General features: G+C 70.8%; 20 protein-coding genes. 13 read left to right on the top strand and 7 right to left on the bottom strand.

The features are described 5' to 3' along the window. Positions 1-16 precede the first annotated feature (16 nt). The 3 genes from ACFYRX_RS06685 to rhaI all read right to left on the bottom strand — a co-directional run bounded on the left by ACFYRX_RS06685 (position 17) and on the right by rhaI (position 4,763). Positions 17-1,453: a rhamnulokinase family protein gene (locus ACFYRX_RS06685; protein WP_389097218.1), complete on the bottom strand. Its 1,437-nt coding sequence runs from the start codon at positions 1,451-1,453 to the stop codon at positions 17-19. Then, positions 1,450-3,489 (bottom strand): bifunctional aldolase/short-chain dehydrogenase, encoded by a 2,040-nt coding sequence (locus ACFYRX_RS06680; protein ID WP_389097217.1) that lies wholly within the window; start codon positions 3,487-3,489, stop codon positions 1,450-1,452. The genes ACFYRX_RS06685 and ACFYRX_RS06680 overlap by 4 nt, the downstream gene beginning before the upstream one ends. A 113-nt stretch (positions 3,490-3,602) precedes the next feature. Continuing rightward, a complete protein-coding gene (gene rhaI / locus ACFYRX_RS06675; RefSeq protein WP_389097216.1) occupies positions 3,603-4,763 on the bottom strand; it encodes an L-rhamnose isomerase in 1,161 nt (386 codons plus the stop codon). A 274-nt stretch (positions 4,764-5,037) separates the two neighbouring features. Here rhaI and ACFYRX_RS06670 point away from each other — a divergent pair, with 274 nt between their 5' ends. The 10 genes from ACFYRX_RS06670 (at position 5,038) to ACFYRX_RS06625 (ending at position 15,751) form a co-directional block, all read left to right on the top strand. Next, positions 5,038-6,555 (top strand): sugar ABC transporter ATP-binding protein, encoded by a 1,518-nt coding sequence (locus tag ACFYRX_RS06670; protein ID WP_389097215.1) that lies wholly within the window; start codon positions 5,038-5,040, stop codon positions 6,553-6,555. Beyond that, entirely contained in the window at positions 6,552-7,592 is a 1,041-nt protein-coding gene (locus ACFYRX_RS06665) for an ABC transporter permease (protein ID WP_389097214.1), read from the top strand. Before ACFYRX_RS06670 ends, ACFYRX_RS06665 begins: the two co-directional genes overlap by 4 nt. After that, positions 7,585-8,562 (top strand): ABC transporter permease, encoded by a 978-nt coding sequence (locus tag ACFYRX_RS06660; protein WP_389097213.1) that lies wholly within the window; start codon positions 7,585-7,587, stop codon positions 8,560-8,562. The genes ACFYRX_RS06665 and ACFYRX_RS06660 overlap by 8 nt, the downstream gene beginning before the upstream one ends. 121 nt (positions 8,563-8,683) lie before the next feature. Next, positions 8,684-9,763, top strand: a complete 1,080-nt coding sequence (rhaS, locus tag ACFYRX_RS06655) for a rhamnose ABC transporter substrate-binding protein (RefSeq protein ID WP_389097212.1) — start codon at positions 8,684-8,686, stop codon at positions 9,761-9,763. Positions 9,764-9,780: 17 nt separating this feature from the next. Further along, a complete protein-coding gene (locus ACFYRX_RS06650) occupies positions 9,781-10,101 on the top strand; it encodes an L-rhamnose mutarotase (protein WP_389097211.1) in 321 nt (106 codons plus the stop codon). A 50-nt stretch (positions 10,102-10,151) separates the two neighbouring features. Next, positions 10,152-11,579, top strand: a complete 1,428-nt coding sequence (locus ACFYRX_RS06645; RefSeq protein WP_389097210.1) for a BNR repeat-containing protein — start codon at positions 10,152-10,154, stop codon at positions 11,577-11,579. 79 nt (positions 11,580-11,658) lie between these two features. Then, positions 11,659-12,684 (top strand): LacI family DNA-binding transcriptional regulator, encoded by a 1,026-nt coding sequence (locus ACFYRX_RS06640; RefSeq protein WP_389097209.1) that lies wholly within the window; start codon positions 11,659-11,661, stop codon positions 12,682-12,684. A gap of 103 nt (positions 12,685-12,787) precedes the next feature. Further along, entirely contained in the window at positions 12,788-14,089 is a 1,302-nt protein-coding gene (locus ACFYRX_RS06635; RefSeq protein WP_389097208.1) for an alpha/beta fold hydrolase, read from the top strand. Between the two features lie 101 nt (positions 14,090-14,190). Further along, the gene (locus tag ACFYRX_RS06630) at positions 14,191-14,793 is read left to right on the top strand and encodes an FxLYD domain-containing protein (protein WP_389097207.1); all 603 of its coding nucleotides are present in this window, start codon (positions 14,191-14,193) and stop codon (positions 14,791-14,793) included. A 67-nt stretch (positions 14,794-14,860) separates the two neighbouring features. Further along, positions 14,861-15,751 carry a sigma-70 family RNA polymerase sigma factor gene (locus ACFYRX_RS06625; RefSeq protein ID WP_389097206.1) on the top strand — a complete coding sequence of 297 codons (891 nt, stop codon included), beginning with the start codon at positions 14,861-14,863 and terminating at the stop codon, positions 15,749-15,751. A gap of 1 nt (position 15,752) precedes the next feature. Here the strand turns inward: ACFYRX_RS06625 and ACFYRX_RS06620 are convergent, their stop codons facing one another. Next, positions 15,753-15,953 (bottom strand): DUF5999 family protein, encoded by a 201-nt coding sequence (locus ACFYRX_RS06620; RefSeq protein ID WP_389097205.1) that lies wholly within the window; start codon positions 15,951-15,953, stop codon positions 15,753-15,755. A gap of 161 nt (positions 15,954-16,114) precedes the next feature. On the opposite strand from ACFYRX_RS06620, the gene ACFYRX_RS06615 reads away from it, so the two are divergent. After that, entirely contained in the window at positions 16,115-16,936 is an 822-nt protein-coding gene (locus tag ACFYRX_RS06615) for a pentapeptide repeat-containing protein (RefSeq protein ID WP_389097204.1), read from the top strand. Here the strand turns inward: ACFYRX_RS06615 and ACFYRX_RS06610 are convergent. Continuing rightward, positions 16,898-18,409: a cytochrome P450 gene (locus tag ACFYRX_RS06610; protein WP_389097203.1), complete on the bottom strand. Its 1,512-nt coding sequence runs from the start codon at positions 18,407-18,409 to the stop codon at positions 16,898-16,900. The genes ACFYRX_RS06615 and ACFYRX_RS06610 overlap by 39 nt on opposite strands. A gap of 107 nt (positions 18,410-18,516) precedes the next feature. Here ACFYRX_RS06610 and ACFYRX_RS06605 point away from each other — a divergent pair, with 107 nt between their 5' ends. Continuing rightward, complete coding sequence (locus tag ACFYRX_RS06605; RefSeq protein WP_389097202.1) at positions 18,517-19,125, top strand: TetR/AcrR family transcriptional regulator; 609 nt, start codon at positions 18,517-18,519, stop codon at positions 19,123-19,125. Between the two features lie 90 nt (positions 19,126-19,215). Continuing rightward, the gene (locus tag ACFYRX_RS06600; protein ID WP_389097201.1) at positions 19,216-19,947 is read left to right on the top strand and encodes a DUF2470 domain-containing protein; all 732 of its coding nucleotides are present in this window, start codon (positions 19,216-19,218) and stop codon (positions 19,945-19,947) included. Here ACFYRX_RS06600 and ACFYRX_RS06595 read toward each other — a convergent pair. Both ACFYRX_RS06595 and ACFYRX_RS06590 read right to left on the bottom strand, forming a co-directional pair. Further along, positions 19,915-21,132 (bottom strand): lactonase family protein, encoded by a 1,218-nt coding sequence (locus tag ACFYRX_RS06595; protein ID WP_389097200.1) that lies wholly within the window; start codon positions 21,130-21,132, stop codon positions 19,915-19,917. The genes ACFYRX_RS06600 and ACFYRX_RS06595 overlap by 33 nt on opposite strands. A 94-nt stretch (positions 21,133-21,226) precedes the next feature. Next, positions 21,227-22,246 carry a hypothetical protein gene (locus ACFYRX_RS06590; RefSeq protein ID WP_389097199.1) on the bottom strand — a complete coding sequence of 340 codons (1,020 nt, stop codon included), beginning with the start codon at positions 22,244-22,246 and terminating at the stop codon, positions 21,227-21,229. Between the last annotated feature and the right edge of the window lie 12 nt (positions 22,247-22,258).

Here is a 22,258-nt window from a genome sequence, read left to right as displayed (position 1 = left end):
CCGGGGGAGACCCCGGTCAGTTCCCGGCGAGGCGGGCCTGCGCCTCGCGCCAGCGCTCGGTGTCGCCCTGCGGCTCGTACCGCGTGAGCGGCTGGGTCCGGGTGAGCAGCTCACGCCCGCCCGCGAGGTCGCCGACGAGCCCGTGGGCCCGCGCTTGGACCAGCACGTTCCCGAGCGCGGCCGCCTCGGTCGGCCCGGCCACCACCGGCAGCCCGCAGGCGTCGGCGGTGAGCTGGCACAGCAGGGCGTTACGCGTCCCGCCCCCGACGACATACACGACGTCGACGGGGTGGTCGGCCAGCCGCTGCGCGTCCTCGACGGCCCTGCGGTGGGCGAGGGCCAGCGAGTCGAGGATGCAGCGAGTGATCTCGGCCGGGGAGCCGGGTACCGGCTGCCCCGAGGCGCGGCACGCCTCGGGGATCCGCTCCGGCATCCGGCCCGGCGCGAGGAAGGCGGCGTCCCCCGCATCCACGACCGAACGCAGCGCCGGCACCTTGGCCGCGTCCAGCAGCAGCTCACCCAGGTCGGGGTCGCCCCAGGCCCGGACGCACTCCTGGAGCAGCCACAGCCCCATGATGTTCCGCAGATAGCGGACCGTGCCGTCGAGCCCCAGCTCGTTGGTGAAGTTGGCGGCCCGGCTCTCCTCTGTCAGCACCGGAGCGTTCAGCTCGAGGCCCGCCAGGGACCAGGTGCCGGTGCAGATGTAGGCGAACCGCTCGCCGGACGCGGGGACGGCGGCCACCGCGGAGGCGGTGTCGTGCGACCCGACGGCCGTCACCGGCACCGGGCCCGCGAGCCCGGTCTCCTCCAGCACCTCGGGCCGGAGCAGACCGGCCGGATCGCCGGGCTGTCGCAGCGGCGCGAACAACTCCAGGTCGATGCCCAGCCGTTCAGCGATGTCGTACGACCAGTCCCGCGTCCGGGGGTCGATCAGCTGGGTGGTCGAGGCGTTGGTCAGCTCGGTGCCCTGCTCGCCGGTGAGCCAGTACGTGAGCAGGTCGGGGATCATCAACAACCGCTGCGCACCGCCGAGTCGGTCGGCGACGAGCTGGTACAGCGTGTTGAAGGGCGCGTACTGCAGCCCGGTGGCCGCGTACAGCTCGGGCGCGGGCACGGTCGCCCACACCTTCTGCGCGACACCCTCCGTACGGGAGTCCCGGTAGTGCACCGGGTTGCCGAGCAACGCCCCGTCGGCGTCCAGCAGTCCGTAGTCCACGGCCCAGCTGTCGATGCCGACGGAGTCCACCTGCCCGGCGGCCCTGAGCCCGTCCAGGACACCGCCGTACAGCGAGAGGACGTCCCAGCGCAGGCCCTCGGGCACGCGCACCGGCCGGTTGACGAACCGGTGTGCCTCGGTCAGCTCCAGGCTGTCGGGGCCGACGCGGCCGACCATGACACGTCCGCTGGACGCGCCGAGGTCGACCGCGGCGTACGACTTCACGGACGCGCTCATCGCAGGAAGGCGGCCGCGACGCCGGCGTCGACGGGGACGTGCAGCCCGGTGGTGTGGGTCAACTCCCCACCCGTCAGCGCGAAGACGGCGTTGGCGACGTGCTCGGGAAGCACCTCGCGCTTGAGGATGGTCCGCTGGGCGTAGAACTCGCCCAGCTTCTCCTCCTCCACCCCGTACACGGCCGCCCGCTTGGCACCCCAACCACCGGCGAAGATGCCCGAGCCGCGCACCACACCGTCCGGGTTCACACCGTTGACGCGGATGCCGTGCTCGCCCAACTCGGCTGCCAGCAGACGTACTTGGTGGGCCTGGTCGGCCTTGGTGGCGGAGTAGGCGATGTTGTTGGGACCGGCGAACACGGCGTTCTTGGAGGCGATGTAGACGATGTCGCCGCCCAGCTTCTGCGCGATCATCACGCGGGCCGCCTCCCGCGACACCAGGAAGGAACCGCGCGCCATGATGTCGTGCTGGAGGTCCCAGTCCTTGGCGGAGGTCTCCAGGAGCGGCTTGGAGATGGAGATACCGGCGTTGTTCACGACAAGGTCGACCCCGCCGAAGGCCAGCACCGCGGCCCGGAACGACTCGGCGATCTGCTCCTCGGACGTGACGTCCACGGTCACGGCGACGGCCTTGTCGGGCCCGCCGAGCTCCTCGGCGACCGCGGCGGCGTTCTCGGCGTTGAGGTCGGCGACGACGACACACGCGCCCTCGGCGACAAGCCGCTGCGCGATGGCCTTCCCGATCCCGCTGCCGGCGCCGGTCACCAGCGCGACGCGGGTGGCGAGCGGCTTGGGCTTCGGCAACCGCTGGAGTTTGGCCTCCTCGAGGGCCCAGTACTCGATGCGGAACTTCTCGGACTCCTCGATGGGCGCGTACGACGAGACCGCCTCGGCGCCCCGCATCACGTTGATCGCGTTGACATAGAACTCGCCCGCGACCCGCGCGGTCTGCTTGTCCTTGCCGAAGGAGAACATGCCGACACCCGGCACCAGCACGATCGCCGGGTCGGCGCCGCGCATGGCGGGGGAGTCGGGCAGGGCGTGCCGCTGGTAGTAGGCGGCGTACTCCTCGCGGTACGCGGCGTGCAGCTCGTCGAGCCGGGCGATGGCCTCGTCCAGCGGCGCGGTCGGCGGCAGGTCCAGGACCAGCGGCCGGACCTTGGTCCGCAGGAAGTGGTCGGGGCAGGAGGTGCCGAGGGCGGCGAGACGCGGGTGCTCGGCGCGAGCCAGGAACTCCAGCACTGGCTCGGAGTCATTGAAGTGCCCGACCTGCGGCTTGTCCTGGGACGCGATCGCGCGGACGTATGGCGCGAGTGCGGCGGCCCGCTCCTTCCGGTCGGCCTCGCCGAGCGCGCCGTACCCCTCGACGACGGGCCCGAAGGGCTCGGCCCTGCCGCGCTCCTCCAGGAACCTTTCGGCGGTCCGGATGATGTGCAGGGAGTTCTTCTCGCACTCCTCGGCGGTGTCGCCCCAGGCGGTGATGCCGTGCCCGCCGAGAACGACGCCGATCGCCTGCGGGTTGGCCTCCTTGATGGCGGCGATGTCCAGCCCCAGCTGGAATCCGGGCCGCCGCCACGGCACCCAGGCCACGGTGTCCCCGAAACACTCGGCGGTCAGCTTCTCCCCGTCGGCCGCACAGGCGAGCGCGATCCCGGAGTCGGGGTGCAGGTGGTCGACGTGCGCGGCCTCGACGAGCCCGTGCATGGCGGTGTCGATGGAGGGAGCGGCGCCCCCCTTCCCATGCAGGCAGTAGTCGAACGCGGCGACCATCTCGTCCTCGCGCTCGACACCCGGGTACACATCGACGAGCGCCCGCATCCGATCCAGCCGCAGCACGGCCAGCCCGCCCTCGGTCAGGGTCCCGAGGTCACCACCGGACCCCTTGACCCACATCAGCTCGACGTCACCGCCGGTGACGGGGTCGACAGAGGTGCCCTTGGCGGACGCGTTGCCACCGGCGTAGTTGGTGTTACGAGCATCGGAGCCAAGCCGGTGAGACCGGGCGAGGAGGGCGGCGGCTTCGGGGTGGAGTGCCATGAACTTCCAGTCCTTCTTGAGAGAGGGCGAGTTTTCCTACTCAGGGGCGCGGGGAACTGCGCGACCAGCCACATCCGGCCCGCACCCCGCAGACAACAGAACGAGGCAGACGCTTACGCCCCCCACCCGGCCTGCTCCCCACCAACCCGCGAGGCCACGATCTTCTCGCCCCACCCGGACCGCTTGTACGCAGCGATGGGATTCGCGTCGAGCCCCATCTCCTCACGCACCTCCGCCAGCAGCGGCCGCACATCAGTGTTGTACGCATCCATGAGCACGGCGTTGGCCTCCAGAACGTCACCCTCGCGCTGAGCCACGGCAAGAGCGTCCCGGTCGACCAGCAGCGCCTTGGCGGTCGCTTCCTGCACGTTCATGACGGACCGGATGATCGCTGGGATCTTCGCCTCGATGTTGTGGCACTGGTCGAGCATGAACGCCACCTCGGACGAGAACCCGCCCCCGCGCACCACCTCGTACATGATCCGGAACAGCTGGAACGGATCGGCGGCGCCCACCATGAGGTCGTCGTCGGCGTAGAAGCGGGAGTTGAAGTCGAACCCGCCGAGCTTGCCCTCGCGCAGCAGTGTCGTGACGATAAACTCGATGTTGGTGCCGGGAGCGTGGTGCCCGGTGTCGACGACCACCTGGGCCTTGTCGCCCAGCTTCAGGCAGTGCGCGTAGGCCGTGCCCCAGTCCGGAACGTCCGTCGAGTAGAACGCCGGCTCGAAGAACTTGTACTCGAGCAGCATCCGCTGTCCGTCACCCAGACGGTCGTACACCGCGGAGAGACCCTCGGCGAGCCGGTCCTGCCGGGCACGGAGGTCGTCCTGGCCGGGATAGTTCGTGCCGTCGGCGAACCACAGCTTCAGGTCCCCGGACCCCGTCGCGTCCATGATGTCGACGCACTCCAGCAGGTGATCGAGAGCCTTCCGGCGCACCGAGGCGTCCGGATGGCAGATGCTGCCCAGCTTGTAGTCGTCGTCCTGGAAGGTGTTGGAGTTGATGGCGCCCAACTTCACGCCCCGCTCCTCGGCGAACTTGGCCAGCGCGGCGTAGTCCTCGACCTTGTCCCACGGGATGTGCAGCGCGACGGTCGGCGCGACGCCAGTCACAGCGTGAACCTGCGCGGCGTCCTCCACCTTCTCCTGCGGCGTCCGTGGAACGCCTCGCTGGGCGAACACCTTGAAGCGGGTCCCCGAGTTCCCGTACGCCCACGACGGCGTCTCGACTGCCTGGGTTTTGAGAGCGGCCTTCACCGCGGCGAGCTCGGTCACTTGAGGGCTCCTGTGACGTCGGGTCCGAAGGGCTTCCGAACGGCTTCACTGTGAAACGATTCAAGAGGGGAAAGTATGAGGCCATCGTGGAGGTGTCAACCCCTGCGACCAAGCCCGGCACCCGTGACACTGCTGTGACCTGAGTTCATCGAAAGATTTTCGACACGTACCCATTGACGTGACATGCGCTGCATGTCTAACGTCCCGGCAACCCAGTTGAAACCTTTCACGACGTTGCGAGGTCCGTCCCGCCGACGTCGTCGAGGAGCCCCCAATGACCCACCCGTCCACCACGGGTCCGGCCCCGGTACTCGCGCTCAAGGACATCTCGAAGTCCTTCGGCGCGGTCCGCGCCCTGCGGGACGTCTCCCTGGAGCTGTTCTCCGGGGAGGTGCACGCCATCGCAGGCGAGAACGGCGCCGGCAAGTCGACCCTCATCAAGACCCTCGCGGGAGTGCACCGGCCGGACTCCGGCCAGGTACTGCTCGACGGCGAGCCGGTCGTCTTCCACGGTCCCGGCGACGCCCGCGACGCCGGTATCGCCGTGATCTACCAGGAGCCCACGCTCTTCCCCGACCTGTCGATCGCCGAGAACATCTTCATGGGCCGCCAGCCGCGGCGCGCTCTCGGCCGGATCGACCACAAGGCCACGCATGCCGCGACCCTGGCCCTGATGCAGCGCCTCGGCGTCGAGCTCGACCCCGACCGCCCGGCCCGCGGCCTGTCCATCGCCGACCAGCAGATCGTCGAGATCGCCAAGGCGCTGTCCTTCGAGGCCCGCGTCCTGATCATGGACGAGCCGACCGCGGCCCTGACCGGCAGCGAGGTGGCCCGCCTCTTCGGTGTCGTCAAGGCGCTGCGCGAACAGGGCGCCGCCGTCCTGTTCATCTCGCACCGGCTGGAGGAGATCTTCCAGATCTGCCGGACGGTCACCACCCTGCGTGACGGTGCCTGGATCTCCAGCGAGCCGGTCGAGGGCATGACCGAGGACGACCTCGTCCGCCGTATGGTCGGCCGCGACCTCGAAGAGCTCTACCCGAAGCAGGACGTACGCCCCGGCGAGGTCGCGCTCACGGTGAGCCGGCTTACCCGGGAGGGCGTCTTCACCGACGTCTCCTTCGAGGTCAGGCGCGGTGAGATCGTCGGCCTCGCGGGCCTCGTCGGAGCGGGCCGAACCGAAGTCGCCCGAGCCGTGTTCGGCATCGACCGCTGGGACGCCGGCGAAGTCGCCGTGGACGGCAAGGCGCTGGTCAACGGCGCCCCCTCCACCGCGATGGCCGCAGGTCTCGCCCTGGTCCCCGAGGACCGGCGCGCCCAGGGCCTCGTGATGGACATGTCCATCGAGCGGAACATCGGCCTCACCGGACTGCGTACGACCGTCAAGGCCGGCCTCATGGACCGCGGCGCCGAACGCAGCCGCTCCCTCGACTGGGCCGTCAAGCTCCAGGTGAAGTACGCCCGGATCGCCGACACCGTCAACACGCTGTCGGGCGGCAACCAGCAGAAGGTCGTCCTCGCCAAGTGGCTGGCCACCGGCCCCAAGGTGCTCATCGTCGACGAGCCGACCCGCGGCATCGACGTCGGCACCAAGGCCGAGGTGCACCGGCTGCTCAGCGAGCTGGCCGCCGACGGGGTGGCCATCCTGATGATCTCCTCCGACCTGCCCGAGATCCTCGGCATGGCCGACCGCGTGCTCGTGATGCACGAGGGCCGTCTCGCCGCCGAGATCCCGCGTTCCGACGCCACCGAGGAAACCGTGATGGCCGCAGCCACCGGGAGGGCCGCCGCATGACGGTGACCACTCCCCAGCAGGCCCCTCCCGCGGAGGTGCCCAAGGCCGGTGCCACCCGGCTCGTCGACCGCGTGTTCAAGATGCGCGAACTCGCCATCCTGGCCGTCTTCCTGGTGATGATCGTCGTCACCCAGATCGGGAACAGCGACTTCCTGTCCGAACAGGGCATCAAGGACCTGCTCCTCAACGCCACGATCCTCGTCCTGGTCGCCACCGGCCAGTCCCTGGTCGTCATCACCCGCAACGTCGACCTGTCGGTCGGCTCCACACTCGGCATCACCGCCTTCGCCGCCGGCACCTACCTGCAGGGCGGCGGGAACCCCGTCGTCGCGGTGGTCTTCGCGATCCTGCTCGGGATCGGCTGCGGACTGGTCAACGGCCTCCTCGTCAGTCTCGGCCAGGTGCCCGCGCTGGTGGTCACCCTCGGCACGCTGTACATCATCCGGGGCATCGACTCCATCTGGGTCGGCTCCCGCCAGATCACGGCGGCGAACCTTCCCGACGGATTCATCGACTTCGGCTCCGGCGGCCTCTCCGCCGTGCCCTACCTGGCCCTGATCGCCCTGGCGGTCCTCGTCACCACCGCCTACTACCTCAAGCACTTCGGCAGCGGACGCGAGCTGTACGCGCTCGGCTCCAACCCCGAGGCCGCCCGGCTCGCCGGCATCCCGGTGCGCAAGCGGATCCTGGCCGCCTACACCTTCTGCGGCGCCCTGGCCGGTCTCGCCGGCGCCATGTACCTGGCCCGGTTCGGCAACGTCGACTCCGGCACCGGCAACGGCTACGAACTGACCGTCGTCAGCGCGGTCGTGGTCGGCGGCGTCGTCTTCACCGGCGGCTCCGGCAGCGTCTACGGCGCCGCCCTCGGCGCCCTGCTGCTGACCTCCGTCAACAGTGTGCTGCCCGCCCTCGGCGTCAGTTCGGTCTGGGTGCTGGCCATCAACGGCATCCTGCTCATCCTCGCCATCGCGGTCGACCGGGTCGTCGCGCTGCGCGTGGCCTCCGCCCTGAAGAAGAGGAACGCCCGCCATGCCTGACTCCCTCAGCCGCGCGATCCGGTGGGACACGGTTGTCGGCGCTCTTCTGGTCGTCGTTCTTCTGCTGTCCTTCGGAACGGTCGACGGCTTCGGCAACGCCCTCAACCTGTCGTTCCTGATCGGCAACACCCTGCCGATCGCCCTGATCGCCCTCCCGATGACCCTCCTGGTGGTCTCCGGCGAGATCGACCTCTCCGTCGCCTCCACCGCCGGACTGTCCGGCTCGGTGATGGGCGTCCTGTGGAACCAGGGCCTGACGATCGAGATGATCATCCCGATCTGCCTGCTGCTCGGCGTGGTGTGCGGTCTGGTCAACGGTCTGCTCGTCACCCGGCTCGGCCTGCCGTCCCTCGCCGTCACCATCGGCACCCTCGCCGCCTACCGGGGCATCGCGCAGATCGTGCTCGGCTCCGACGCGGTGACCGACTTCCCGACCCAGTACCTGGACTTCGCGGCCGGACGGATCGGGGACACCTTCGTCCCGCAGGCCTTCCTGCCCTTCCTCGTGCTGTTCGCGATCGCCGTGGTCGTCCTGCACGCCACACCGTTCGGACGGTCCACGTTCGCGACCGGCGCCAGTGAGGAGGCCGCCCGGTTCGCCGGCATCCGGGTCAAGCGGCAGAAGCTGATCCTGTTCACGGTGACCGGCCTGATGGCCTCGCTCACTGGGATCTTCTGGGCGCTGCACTACGCCAGCGCCCGCTACGACAACGCGACCGGGCTCGAACTGTCCGTGATCGCGGCGGTGCTGCTCGGCGGCATCGACTTCGACGGCGGCAAGGGCACGCTCGGGGGCGCGATCGCGGGAGTCTTCCTGCTCGGCGCCCTGCAGAACGTGATGAGCCTCCAGGACGTGTCCGCCCAGTCCCAGATCGTCGTCACCGGTGTGTTGCTCGTGTTGTCCGTTCTCGGCCCCAGGGTCGCGCGTCAGGTCGCTGTGGCGAGGGCCGCGCGTTCTTCCACTGGATAGGCCGTTGGTCGGCTGCGGGCCCGTTGTGTCTGGTCGCGCCCACGCGGCGGTAGCCGCAAATTGAATATCGTCCCGCGCCCCTAGGGCGTTTCCGCTCTCCCTCTTTCAAAGGAACTCCGTCATGCGTAAGTCATCCCTCCGGCGTGCCTGCATCGCCCTCGCCGCCGTCAGCTCCCTCGCCCTCACCGCCACCGCCTGCGGCGGCACCACCAAGAAGGACGTGCAGGACGAGGGCGCCTCGGCCGCCTCGACCGCCAAGGCCGACCCGAACGCGGCCACCAAGAAGGGCCTGACCGTCGGCTTCCTGCCCAAGCAGGTCAACAACCCCTACTTCACCTCCGCGGACAAGGGCGGCGAGGCGGCCCTGAAGGAGCTGGGCTCCAGCTACAAGGAGGTCGGCCCCTCCAGCGCCACCGACACCGCCGGCCAGGTCTCCTACGTCAACACGCTCACCCAGCAGCAGGTCAACGCGATGGCCGTGTCCGCGCAGGACCCGGGCGCCCTGTGCACCGCGCTCAAGCAGGCGATGACCAACAAGATCAAGGTCGTCACCTACGACTCCGACACCAAGCCCGAGTGCCGCAACGCCTTCGTCTCGCAGGCCTCCGCCGAGGACCTGGGCCGCACCGAGGTGCAGCTGCTGGCCGAGCAGATCGGCTACAAGGGCGAGATCGCGATCCTGTCCGCCGCGCAGACCGCGACGAACCAGAACACCTGGATCGACTTCATGAAGAAGGAGCTGGCGGACCCCAAGTACAAGAACATCAAGCTCGTCAAGGTCGCGTACGGCAACGACGACGCCCAGCAGTCCTTCCAGCAGACCCAGGGCCTGCTCCAGGAGTACCCGAACCTGAAGGGGATCATCTCCCCGACCACCGTCGGCATCAAGGCCGCCGCCCAGTACCTCTCCGGCTCCAAGTACAAGGGCAAGGTCAAGCTGACCGGCCTCGGCACCCCCAACGACATGCGCAAGTACGTCAAGAACGGCACCGTCGAGGGCTTCGAGCTGTGGGACCCCTCCAAGCTCGGCGCGCTGGCCGCGCAGACGGCCGTGGCGCTGGTCTCGGGCCAGATCACCGGCAAGGAGGGCGAGACCTTCAAGGCCGGCGGCACGACGTACACCATCGGCAAGGACGGCGTGATCAACCTCGGTAAGCCGACCGTGTTCGACGCCAAGAACATCGACCAGTTCAACTTCTAGGCCCTGGAGGGTCGTTGATGCACCGCGTGTGCTTCCTGCTGAAGGTCCGTGCGGACCGACTGGACGAGTACCGCGAGCGGCACGCCGCCGTGTGGCCGGAGATGCTTCAGGCACTCTCGGCCACCGGCTGGCACAACTACTCGCTCTTCCTGCGCGAAGACGGCCTGCTGGTCGGCTACCTGGAGACCGAGGACTTCGCCGCCGCCCAGGCAGGCATGGCGGCCACCGAGGTCAACGCCCGCTGGCAGAAGGAGATGGCGCCGTTCTTCGAGTCGCTGGACGGCGCCCGCCCCGACGAGGCCATGAAACCGCTCACCGAAGTGTTCCACCTCGCCTGACCCCTCCCGCACCCCCCGTTCGACCCTCGCCGACAATGGAGTCCCCCGAGATGAAGAGACGCACGCTGCTGGGCGCTGCCCTCGCCGGAGCCGTGATGACCCCTGCTTTCACCAGCGGCACAGCCCGCGCCGCCGATCCCGGCCCTTCCGCCACCCGGACCGGCACCACCACGCTCGACAGCCAGGCACTCTTCTTCGTGTCCTACGACGGCCTGGTCAACAACAACTCGTTCCAGAAGAACGGCCTGCTGACCTACAAGGGCTACCAGTACGCGGTCTGGTACACCGCCGACAAGAACGCCGTCGTCGGCCGCCGTGTCCTCGGCGGCGGCACCTGGTCCACCGTCCAGGTCGGCCACACCCTCAAGTCCAGTGACTCCCACAACGTCATCTCCATGGGCGTCTCCAAGGTGGACGGCCGCCTCCACCTCAACATGGACTCCCACAGCGACGGCTTCACCTACGTCAAGTCGGTCGCCGGCCTCATGGACAACCCGGCCGGCCTGAGCTGGACCTCCGCCCGCTTCGGATCCCCCCAGTCCACGCTGGACGGGCTGGCCCTGACGAGCCAGTTCACCTACCCCCAGTTCGTCTCCACCCCCGACGGCAAGCTCCAGCTCAGCTACCGCGTCGGCATCTCCGGCAACGGCCGCAACGCCCTCGCGGAGTACGACGGTTCGGCCTGGACCAACCTCGGCGAGTGGTCCGCCTCCACCGGCACCTACACCAGCGAGCACGGCTCCAGCACAGCCCGGAACATGTACCTGCACGGCATCGACTACGACCGGAACGGCCGGCTGCACTCCTTCTTCACCTGGCGCGAGCAGAACGCCGCCGTGATGTGCTCCAGCGGCGGCATCACCAACCACGACACCGGCTACGTCTACTCCGACGACCGCGGCCGCACCTGGCGCACCTCCGCCGGGACGGCGGTCGGCACCACCGGCGGCTCCGACAAGGTCACCGTCGGCGAAACCGGCCTGGTGGTCGACGCGCTGAACCCGGACCACTCCCTGATGAACCAGGAGAGCCAGTTCACCGACTCCGCCGGCCTGCCGCACGCGATCATCTCGTACGTCCCGGGCCGCTTCGGCCAGTGCACGACGAACTACGTCTCCGACCGCACCGCCAACGGCCGCGCCTTCCACCTGCGCAAGAACTCCTCGGGCGGCTGGCAGAAGACCGAGATCCCGGTCGCGCTGGGCTCCAGCCAGCGCACCAAGCTGGTCCTGGACAAGTACGACAACGCCTACGCGATCTTCCCGTTCGGCCGGATAGCCGCCGCCTCCAAGTCCTCCGGCTACACCGACTGGACGGTCCTGTTCGACGGCAGCGGCCTGAACGCCTTCGGCGAGGTCGTGATCGACGAGATGCGGGTCGCCCAGGACAACGTGCTGTCGTTCCTGTACCAGGAGAAGTCCACCGGTGCGACGACCCCGTCGGCACTGCACGTCGTCGACTTCGCGCTGCCAGCCTGATCGTGACCGGTGCGGGGACGGCCTGACGATAATGTGAAGGTCGTCCCCCCACCCCTTGTCTCCTGGAGGTCCCTGCCCGATGGCCCAGTCGGTGGGTATCAAGGACGTCGCCCGTGCAGCCGGAGTCTCCGTCGGCACCGTCTCGAACGTCATCAACCGCCCGGACTCCGTCGCCACCGAGACCCGGGCGCGCGTGCTGTCCGCGATAGACCGTCTCGGGTACGTCCGCAGCGAGTCCGCGCGCCAACTGCGCGCCGGCCGCAGCCGGATCATGGGCCTGCTCGTCCTCGACATGGGCAACCCGTTCTTCGTGGATGTCGCCCGCGGTGCCGAACGGGCCGCCCGCGACGACGGCCTCGGCGTGATGGTCTGCAACAGCGCCCAGAGCGCGAGCGAGGAGGCCGAGTACCTGTCCCTCTTCGCCGAGCAGCGGGTCCGCGGTGTGCTGCTGACCCCGAGCGACGCCTCCGGCCGCAACATCGCCTCCTTCCGCCGCCACGGCATCCCCTTCGTCCTCGTCGACCGGGTGGCCGAGGGCACCACCGAGTGCTCGGTCTCCGTCGACGACGTGGCGGGCGGCGCCCTGGCCGTACGCCACCTCGTGGACGCCGGCCACCGCTCCATCGCCTACGTCAGCGGGCCGCCCGGCCTCAACCAGGTCCGCGACCGCCGCACCGGCGCCCTGAACGCCCTCGCCGAGGCGGGCCTGGACCCGCAGAGCCTGCGCGAGCTGCCCACCGAGCGGCTCGACGTGGCCGCAGGCCGGGACGCCGGCGCCCGCCTCCTCGGCCTCGCCGAGCGCCCGACCGCCGTGTTCTGCGCCAACGACCTCCTCGCCCTCGGCGTCCTCCAGGCCATGTACGCGGCCGGCATAACGGTCCCCGACGACCTCGCCATCGTCGGCTACGACGACATCGAGTTCGCCGCCGCCGCGGCCGTCCCGCTCACATCCGTCCGCCAGCCCGCCGTCACCATGGGCGCCCTGGCCGCCGAACTGCTCCTGGAGGAGACGGAGGCCGAGACCACCGGCAAGCGGCACGAGCACCGCCGCGTGGTCCTGCAGCCCGAACTGGTGGTGCGCCGCTCCAGCCTCGCGGCCCGCTGATCCGCGATTCAGTAGGTCTTCATGATCGAAGGGGCCGGACGGCGGCTCGACTTGTGCTGAACTGGGACGCGTCCTGAAGATTTCGTCCGTCCCGGGAGCCCCGTTGACCGCGACCTACCGCCAGCCCGGCCTCGTCCTCACCGACCGCCGCTTCACCGTCCCCCTCGACCACGCCGACCCGGCGGGGGAGACGATCGAGCTCTACGCCCGTGAGGCCGTCGCGAGCGAGAAGGCGGGCCAGAACCTGCCGTGGCTGGTCTATCTCCAGGGCGGCCCGGGCTTCGGCGCGAACCGTTTCGTCGGCAAGGGCGGCTGGTTCGGCCGTGCCCTCAAGGAGTACCGCGTCCTCCTCCTGGACCAGCGCGGCACCGGCCACTCCAGCCCCGCGAACCGCCAGACGCTCCCGCTGCGCGGCGGCCCCGCAGAACAGTCCGACTACCTGGCCCACTTCCGCGGCGACTCCATCGTCCGCGACTGCGAGGCGATCCGCGCCCAGGTCACCGGCGGTGCCCCCTGGACCGTCCTCGGCCAGAGCTTCGGCGGCTTCTGCGCGACCGCCTATCTGTCCACCGCCCCCGAGGGCCTCGCCGCCGCCGTCATCACCGGCGGCCTGCCCTCCCTCGACGCCCACGCCGACGACGTCTACCGGGCCGCCTACCCGCGCGTGGAGCGCAAGGTCGGCGCGCACTACGCCCGCTATCCGCAGGACGTCGAACGGGCCCGCCGTATCGCCGACCACCTGCTCACCCGCGACGTGACCCTGCCGAACGGCTACCGGCTCACCGTCGAGGCCTTCCAGTCCCTCGGCATCCTGCTCGGCGGCAGCGAGGGCACCCACCGCCTGCACTACCTCCTGGAGCACGCCTTCGTCCGCACCCCGAACGGCCCGGAGCTCTCCGACGCGTTCCAGGAAGAGATCCAGGGACTCCTGTCGTACGCCCCGCACCCGCTGTACGCCCTCGTCCACGAGGCGATCTACGGCCAGGACGAGCGCCCCACCGCCTGGTCGGCCGAACGTATGCGCGCCGAGTTCCCGCAGTTCGACGCGGCCAAGACGCTCGCCGGTGACGAGCCGCTGCTGTTCACCGGCGAGTCCGTCCACCCCTGGATGTTCGACTGCGACCCGGCCCTGCGTCCCCTGCGCGAGACGGCCGAACATCTCGCCGCACGCACCGACTGGCAGCCCCTGTACGACCCGGCTCGCCTTGCCGTCAACGAGGTCCCGGTCGCCGCGGCCGTCTACCACGACGACATGTACGTGGACACGGCCCACTCCCTGCGGACGGCCCGCTCGATCCGCGGTCTGCGCACCTGGGTGACGGACGAGTTCGAGCACGACGGCGCCCGCGCGAGCGGCCCCCGCGTCCTCGACCGGCTGCTCGCGCTTGCCCGGGACGAGGTCTGACGCCGGGTGCCCGGACCGGCGGTGGTCGACGACATGCCTTGCTCTTGAAACCGACATAGGGTTTATTTCGCCATGTGTCGGAGCTGAGAGGACGTCACCCGATGAGCACACCGTCACCCCACGGACGGTCCCGGATCGCCGCCCTCGTGATGGCCGTGGCTGCCGCCTGCACGCTTTCCCTGACGGCGTGCGACGACTCCGGGGGCTCGTCGACCTCCTCCCCGACGCCCACCGCCCCGGACACGGCCTCCTTCTCCGGCAACGCGGCGTCCGCGCTCGCGTCGGTGGAGGCCTCGGTGCGGGCCGAGGTCTCCGAGCGGGCGGCGTCGGCCTCGGCGGCCGCCTCCTCCTTCGAGGCCTCCGTCTCCGCCGAAGCGGAACGCGCGAACAAGGCCGCGCGGAGTGAGCTCGCCGAGGTGGAGGGGAAGGGCAACGCGATGTCCGACGTCACCATGACCGGCAAGCCGCGCTCCGCGACCGGCGGTGTGCTCGCCGTCGTCGTCACCATCACCAACAGGACCGACCGGACGGCCTCCTACGCCGTCCAGGTCGACTTCCACGACTCGGCGGGCAGGACGGTGGAGACGCGGTACGTCGGCGCCGAGGAACTGGAGCCGGGCGAGAGAGCCCAGCCCGTCGCCGTCAGCCGCAAACCCGCCGAGCCGGTGCTGACCCCCGAGCTGGCGAAGGCGCAACGTTATTGACCTTCTCCGTTGACCTTCGCCGTGCATGATGTGATCGTCTCGCTTTCACGGACGACACGGGGGTGGCGTGAACGGAACGGAACAGCTCGCGCAGCGCTTCCAGGCGCACCGTGGGCAGCTGCGGGCGGTGGCCTACCGCATGCTCGGCTCGCTGGGCGAAGCGGACGACGTGGTCCAGGACGCCTGGCTGAGGCTCGGTCGCGGCGACCGGGACGAGACCCGGGAACTGGGCGACTGGCTCACCGCGACCGTCGGCGGAACCTGCCTCGACCGGCTGCGCTCACGCGCCGCACGCGGTGCGGACCCCCGGGACGACGCCTTCGTCCCCGACCCCGTGATCACGCCCCTGTCCCGGACCGAACCGGAACAGGAGGCCCTGTACGCCGACGCGGTCGGCCTCGCGCTGCTGGTGGCGCTGGAACAGCTGACCCCCGCTCAGCGGCTCGTGTTCGTTCTGCACGACATGTTCGCCGTGTCCTTCGAGGACATCGCACCGATCGTGGAACGCACTCCGGCCGCGACGAGGCAGCTCGCGAGCCGTGCCCGGCGCCGGGTGCGGGACGCCGCTCCCGCCGCGGAACCCGATCCGGCCAAGCAGCGCGAGGTGCTCGAAGCGTTTCTGGCGGCCTCCAAGGCGGAGGACCCGGAGGCCCTGGGCGCCGTGCTCCACCCCGACATCGTGCTGCGCGTCGACGCAGGGGTGTTCGTCGGTCCGGTCGCCTCCGAGGTGGTGCGGGGTGCACGTGCCGTGGCCGAACAGGCCATGCGCTTCAGGCAGTTCGCGCAGGACGCACGGCTCGCGCTCATCAACGGCGAGGTCGGGGTCGTCAACGTCCCCGAGGGGAACCCTCTCTCGGTCGCGGGCGTCACCGTCGCCGAGGGCCGGATCGTCGCCCTGTACATCCTGGCCGACCCCGAGCGCCTCGCCCGGCTCGAACTGCCGGGCACCTCCCGCTGACTCAGGCGGCCACGGCCAGCGTGCCGAGGGCGCGGTGCGGGCTCACGACCCGCCCGTCCGGCAGGAGTTCACCGGTGTCGTCGAAGACCACGATGCCGTTGCACAGCAGGCTCCAGCCCTGTTCGGGGTGGAACGAGACGATCGCCGCAGCGAGGTGGGCCGGGCTGTCGGCGGTGGGGCACGGGGGCTGGTGGCTGCACATGACGTCTCCTCTGTGCGTTCGGCTCCTGCTTCGTTCGGCCGCTGTCTCTGTAGTAGCGGAGCTTGTTTTCCGCTGGATGTGGGGACCCCCACATCGCCGGAAACTCGTCGGTGAGGTCGGGCGAGGCCGGGCGGTCCGGCGGACCGTTAGGCTGGACGGCGATGCATGAACAGTTGATCGACCTGCGTGGCGACTGCGAGCGGTGCTTCGGCCTGTGCTGTGTCGCCCTGCCCTTCACCGCCTCCGCGGACTTCGCCCTCGACAAGCCGGCCGGCACGCCCTGCCCGAACCTCCGGGACGACCACCGGTGCGGCATCCACGCGAAGCTGCGGACCGAGGGCTTCACCGGCTGCACGGTCTACGACTGCTTCGGCGCCGGCCAGAAGGTCTCGCAGATCACCTTCGGCGGACGTGACCGGCGCACCGCGCCGCCCGCGGAAGCCCGCCGGATGTCCGACGTCTTCCCGGTCGTACGTCAGCTCCACGAACTGCTCTGGTACCTCACCGAGGCGCTCACCCTCCCCGCGGCCCACCCGGTCCACGCCGACCTGCGCGCCATGCTGGAGCGGACCGAGGAGCTGACCCGGACAACCGCCGAGGAACTCACCGCGCTGGACGTGCCCGCGCACCGGCAGGAGGTCAACGTCCTGCTGCTGAGGACCAGCGAGCTGGTGCGGGCCGGCATCGGGGGCAGGAAGAAGAACCGCCGGGGTGCCGACCTGATGGGTGCCCGCCTCAAGGGTGCCGATCTGCGCGGGGCCACTCTCCGCGGTGCCTACCTCATCGCGGCCGACCTCACCGGCGCCGACCTGCGAGGCGCGGATCTGATCGGTGCCGACCTGCGCGACGCCGACCTCACGGACGCGGACCTGACCGGCGCGTTCTTCGTCACCCAGCCCCAGCTGAACGCGGCCCGGGGCAGCGCCGGCACCCGGCTGCCGGACTCAGTCGCCCGCCCCGCGCACTGGACAGCGCGGCTCTGACGGCGGGGCCTCGTCGAGTTCCGCCACGGCCCCGGCGGCGGCCCCGCCCTGCCGTCGCTCCAGGTGCAGCCGCAGCCCCTGCGGCATCAGCGTCAGCCGCTCGGTCACGCTGAGCCGGTACTCGGGGTCGGCGAGGAGGTCGTAGCGGCGCAGCAGCAGGCCCAGTACCAGCGTCGCCTCGTGGAGTGCGAACTGCCGTCCGATGCACGCCCTCGCCCCGGTGCCGAACGGCTTGAAGACATGCGGGGGGCGCGACCGTACGGCCTTGGGGTCGAAGCGGTCCGGGTCGAACCGCTCGGCGTCGGCGCCCCACACCTCGGGGTCGCGCTGGAGCATCGGAGTGAGCACCAGCGTCCACGCACCGCGCCGCATCGGGTGCTGCCCGGCCAGCACCGTGTCCTGGAGGGCCTCGCGGGCGAACGCGGGCGCCGTCGGCCACAGCCGCAGCGACTCGTCGAGGACCCTGCGCACATAACGCAGCTTCGCCACCTGGTCGTAGCCCGGCACCGCGGCGGAGCCCCACACGCGGTCCACCTCGGCACGTGCGCGGGCCGCGACCTCGGGGTGGCGGGAGAGGTAGTGCAGGGCGAAGGAGAGCGCACCCGACGTGGTCTCGTGGCCCGCCACCAGGAAGGTGATGACCTGCCGGCGGACGTTCTCGGCCGACAGCCGCTCGCCGGTCTCCGGGTGGGCCGTGTCCAGCATCCGGTCCAGCAGGTCACCGTCCCCGCTCGCCGCGCGCCGGGCCCGGACCAGGTCGTCGACCATGCGGTTGAGATAGGCGATGTCGTCGGCGTTGCGTTGCGCGGCACGTCGTAGAAGGGCGGGAAACGGGACGGAGTTGAGCCGCTGCGCATAGGACAGCGTGCCCACCATCGCCGTCACGAAGGGGTGCGGCCGGTCCCGCTCGAAGGAGCCGAAGTCGTGCCCGAACCCTGTGCGCGCGATGGTCTCCAGGGTCAGTCTGGTCATGTCCCCGGGCACGTCCACCGACCGGCCCGCCGCCAGCTCACGGTCCCAGGCGTCCGTCAGCCGGCCGGCGACGGCCAGCATCATCGGGTGGTAGGCCTCCATCGCCTCCCGGCTGAAGCCCGGCGCCAGTACGTCGTGCGCCAGCTGCCAGTTGGGCTCGTGGTTGTACGCCGTGAAGAGCCCGTCGCCCGCGACGGGCCGCAGGTTGGCGACCCCGAGGCCGACGTGCTTGGCGAACCGCGACTCGTCCGCCAGGTCCGCCACCAGGTCGGCACCCCAGGTGAACACGAACTCCCGGTCGAAGGCCTTGCGCCGGTAGATCGGCCCCAACTGGCGGGCGAAACGCAGGGAGTCCTGAAGTGGGGTGGCCCGGTTGACGCCCAGCACATCACCGAGCAGGGGGAGCCGACGCGGCGGACGCGGAATGCGGTGCAGCTCCGGCCAGCCCAGCTCGGCGCTGCGAAATCCCGTCGGCCGCGTGGCCGTCGTCGTCTCCGCCATGACGCGATCTCCCTTGATCCAGCGGCAGTCGAGCACGTTGTACGTCGGTTCAATAGCGCGTCTCAGTCTGATCCTCTTGTTGAATCGGCGTCAAGTAAAGTGCGGGCATGGCCGGGAAGCAGGGCGAGCGCGTGCGTCGCAGGCTCAGCACCGAAGAGCGGCGGGAGCAGCTCCTGTCGGTGGGGGCGAGGCTGTTCTCGGAGAGTCCGTACGACGACGTGTGGATCGAGCAGGTCGCCGAGATCGCCGGAGTCTCGCGCGGACTGCTCTACCACTACTTCCCGACGAAGCGGGACTTCTTCGCGGCGGTCGTCGAGCGCGAGAGCGAGCGGATGCTGGCGATGACCGCTGCGGTGCCCGGCATCCCGGTGCGCGAGCAGCTCTCCGCGGGCCTGGACACGTATCTGGAGTACGTCCACGCGCACGCGCACGGCTTCCGTGCCTTCCATCGTGCCGACGCCGCCGGGGACCAGGCCGTGCGCCGGGTCTACCAGCGGGCGCTGGCCGTGCAGGAGCGGCAGATCCTGGCGGCGCTGGTCGCGGACCCGGAGTTCGGGCCGTCGGCGGGGGAGCGTCCCGACCTCCGGCTCGCCGTCCGCGGCTGGCTCGCCTTCACCACCGCGGTCTGCCTGGAGTGGCTGCGCGGGTCGGACCTCTCCCGGGAGCAGGTCCGCGATCTGTGCGCCCGTGCACTGCTGGGGGTTCTCAGGCCCTGACCGGAATTCGCCCGTCCCTCACGCGTCCCGAGGTTGGCTTCGTCGCCGATCTTCGATAGGTTAGGCAAGGCTTACCTAAGGAGGCAATGGATGGGTGACAGCCAAACCTGGACGGCCGCCCCTTCCGCGGCGGAACACGCCCGGTCGGTGCTCGCCGCCTCGTGGTCCTGCGCGGTGACCGCGGAGGGCGGCCGCGAGGAGTTCGTCGGCGCGCACACCGTGGCCGAGGACGGGCGGGTGACGGTGGACGTGCCCGAGGACAGCACCCTTCTCGCGGCCGCGATCTGCGCGCCCCGCGGCGAGCCGTCCGCCGTCCTGGAGTTCGCCGACGCGGCACCGGTCCCCCTCCGCAGCCGTATCCGCGCTCGTGTGTGGATCGCCGGCTGGTTCGTTCCCGGGGACAGGGAAGGGCGGCTGGAGTTCAAGGCCACGCGTGTGGTGCTGCGCCGCTCGTCCGGTTCGGTCGTCGTCGACCTCGACGACTTCGCCGCCGCCGCGCCCGACCCGCTCGCCGAGGCCGAGGCCCGGCTGCTCACCCACCTCGCCGACTGCCACCCCGACGCCGTCGAGAGGCTCACCCGGCTCGTCGACCCCGACAGTCTGCACGGGGCGGTCCGCGTACAGCCCCTCGCGGTCGACCGGCACGGACTGACCCTGCGCATCGAGCGCGCCCGCGCCCACGGTGACGTACGACTGGCCTTCCACGCACCCGCCGACGACGTCGAGCGGCTCACGGAGCGCATGCACGTCCTGCTGACCCGGGCGAGCGCGGCGTCGTGCCCGCGGACCCTACAGCGGCAGCGCACAGACGGCGACGGGTGAGGCGAACGGCTCGCCGGCGCGCCGCAGTTCACCGTTCGCCGTGTTCACGCGGAAGACACTGACATTGCCGGACCTCTGATTCGCCGCGAAGAGCAGAGTCCCGTCCGGCGAGAAGGCGATCTGCCGCGGGAAGTCCCCGCCCACCGGCACGGTGTCCAGGAGCCTGAGCCGGGCACCGTCCGCCTCCACCGCGTAACGCGTGAGGCTGTTGTGGCCGCGGTTGGCCAGGTAGGCGTACGAGCCGTTCGCGGTGACCAGGAACTGCGCCGGGTAGTTGGTGCCCGCGCCCGTTCCGGTGGACTGGGCCGCCCCGACGGAGAGGCGGCCGGTCCCGCGGTCGTAGGCGCAGACCGCCACCGTGTTGTCGACCTCGTTGGCCAGGTACGCGTACCGGCCCCCGGGATGGAAGGTGAGGTGGCGCGGCCCGGCACCCGCCCGGGTGTGCGCCCGCGAGACCTCGGTGAGCGTGCCGGTCCGTTCGTCGAGGCGGTAGCTGTAGACGGTGTCCGTTCCCAGGTCGACGGCGAGCACATGGCCGCCGTCCGGACTGGTGAGGAACTGATGGGCGTGCGGGCCCTCCTGGCCGGGGCCGGGCGCCGGACTGGTGTGCGTGACCGTCTCCCTGCGCTCACCGAGCGCGCCCGAGGCGCCGATCGGATGCACGGCCACGCTGCCGGAGCCGTAGTTCGCGCTGAGCAGCCAGCGCCCGCCCGGATGCACCGAGAGATGACACGGCCCCGAACCGCCGGTGCTCCGGCTCCCCAGAACCTCACGGTCGGACAGACGTACGGCGGTCACCGCACCGGCGTCCTGCTCGGCGACCGCGTACAGGGTGCGGCCGTCCGGGTGCAGCGCGAGATACGACGGGTTGGTGACCCCGGTGATCGTGCCGACATCGGTGATACGGCCGCTGTCGGCGCTGTAGGTGGCCAGGCCGATCCCGGTGCCGCCGCCCTGGTCGGAGGTGTAGGTGCCGATGTAGAGGGGGCGGGGGCCGGCCGGGGTCTTGGCGGCCGGAGTCCTGGACGGGCTCGGCGAGGGATTCGCGGAGGAGTTGCCTGAAGGCTCCCGGGCCGCCGACTCCGAGGAGGACCCGGGTGCGGACGAGCAGCCCGCGGCCGAGGCGGCACCCGCCAGGACGCCGACGAAGCGGCGCCTGCTCCAGCCGCCGTTCGCACTGCCCATCCCTGCGCACCCCGGGTGATCGATCGTCTCGGTCGTCGGACGACCACCTTCACCTGGATCACTCGCCCGATGCAACCCGGGCAGCGCCCGCCCGCTACCAGTCGCCGTCCTCGACCGGCTTGCCCGGCGCGTCCCCCAACGGCTTGACCTGCGGTGCCGTGGGCTGCTGCCAGGGCTCGTGGTCGTCGCCGAGCCAGTCGCCGACCGGTTTCACGCCCTCCAGCGCGTCCGTCGGGGCGAGATCCTCGCCATCCTGGTCGTAGTAGTCGTACCAGGGCAGTCCGGCCCGGGTGTACGCCGCGCGGTCCACCGGCGACGGCGGGGGAGCCTCACCGGTGATGCGGCGCCACTCGGGCGGTGTCACCAGGTGCACGAAGACCCGCCCGGCCGGAGCGGCCGCCCAGTCGGACAGGGGCCGGTCGTCCCGGTACACCTCCTGGCGCATGGAACCGCCGACGCCCAGTCCCATGGCCGCGGCGGCCCGAGGAGCCCCCGCCGGAGCGCCGGGCGCGGCCATCGCCATGGGCATGGCGGCGCCGTACCCCATGCCGGGCCCCGCCGACTGGATCCGCCGCTGCGCCTCGCGCCACTCGGCCAGTCGCTCCTCGGCCAGGGGGAACGACTGCAGTTGCACGCCGCCCCAGACCTCCTCGCCCGTGACCTGCCCCTCGACGGTCGCGCCCAGACCGAGCGGCACCGCGACGAACTGACGGACCGTCCCCTTGCCGGAGTTGATGCCGTCCAGCCACGGCTGACGGGGCAGCACCACGTAGTTCTGCGGGTCACGGACCAGCCGGTCGCTCCACGGCTTCCCGGAGACCGCGCACACCTTGCCCACCGCGACCTGGAGCGCGGCGGGCTCGGTGGTGCCCCCGAAGCTCAGCCACATCGCCTCGCGCAGGTAGACCGGCAGCATCACCCCGCCGCGGGACCGCCACTGCTCCGGCACGGTGTCCGGGTAGTCCGAGACGCGGCGCACCGGGAACTCGCCGAGACCCGGCGGCAGCGGATGCGTGCCCGTCTCGGGCAGTCGCAGGGTGCGGACGAACCGCACCGCCGCACCGCCCGGCAGCCGCAGTGTGTTCCCGTCGATCCGCACGCTCGTGTCGGTCATCGGTCCGCCCCC

The organism is Streptomyces sp. NPDC005374 (assembly GCF_042872225.1).
Classification (GTDB): Bacteria; Actinomycetota; Actinomycetes; order Streptomycetales; family Streptomycetaceae; genus Streptomyces.
Note: the sequence above shows the minus strand (reverse complement) of the source record. Positions and strands in the feature narration are given on the sequence as shown.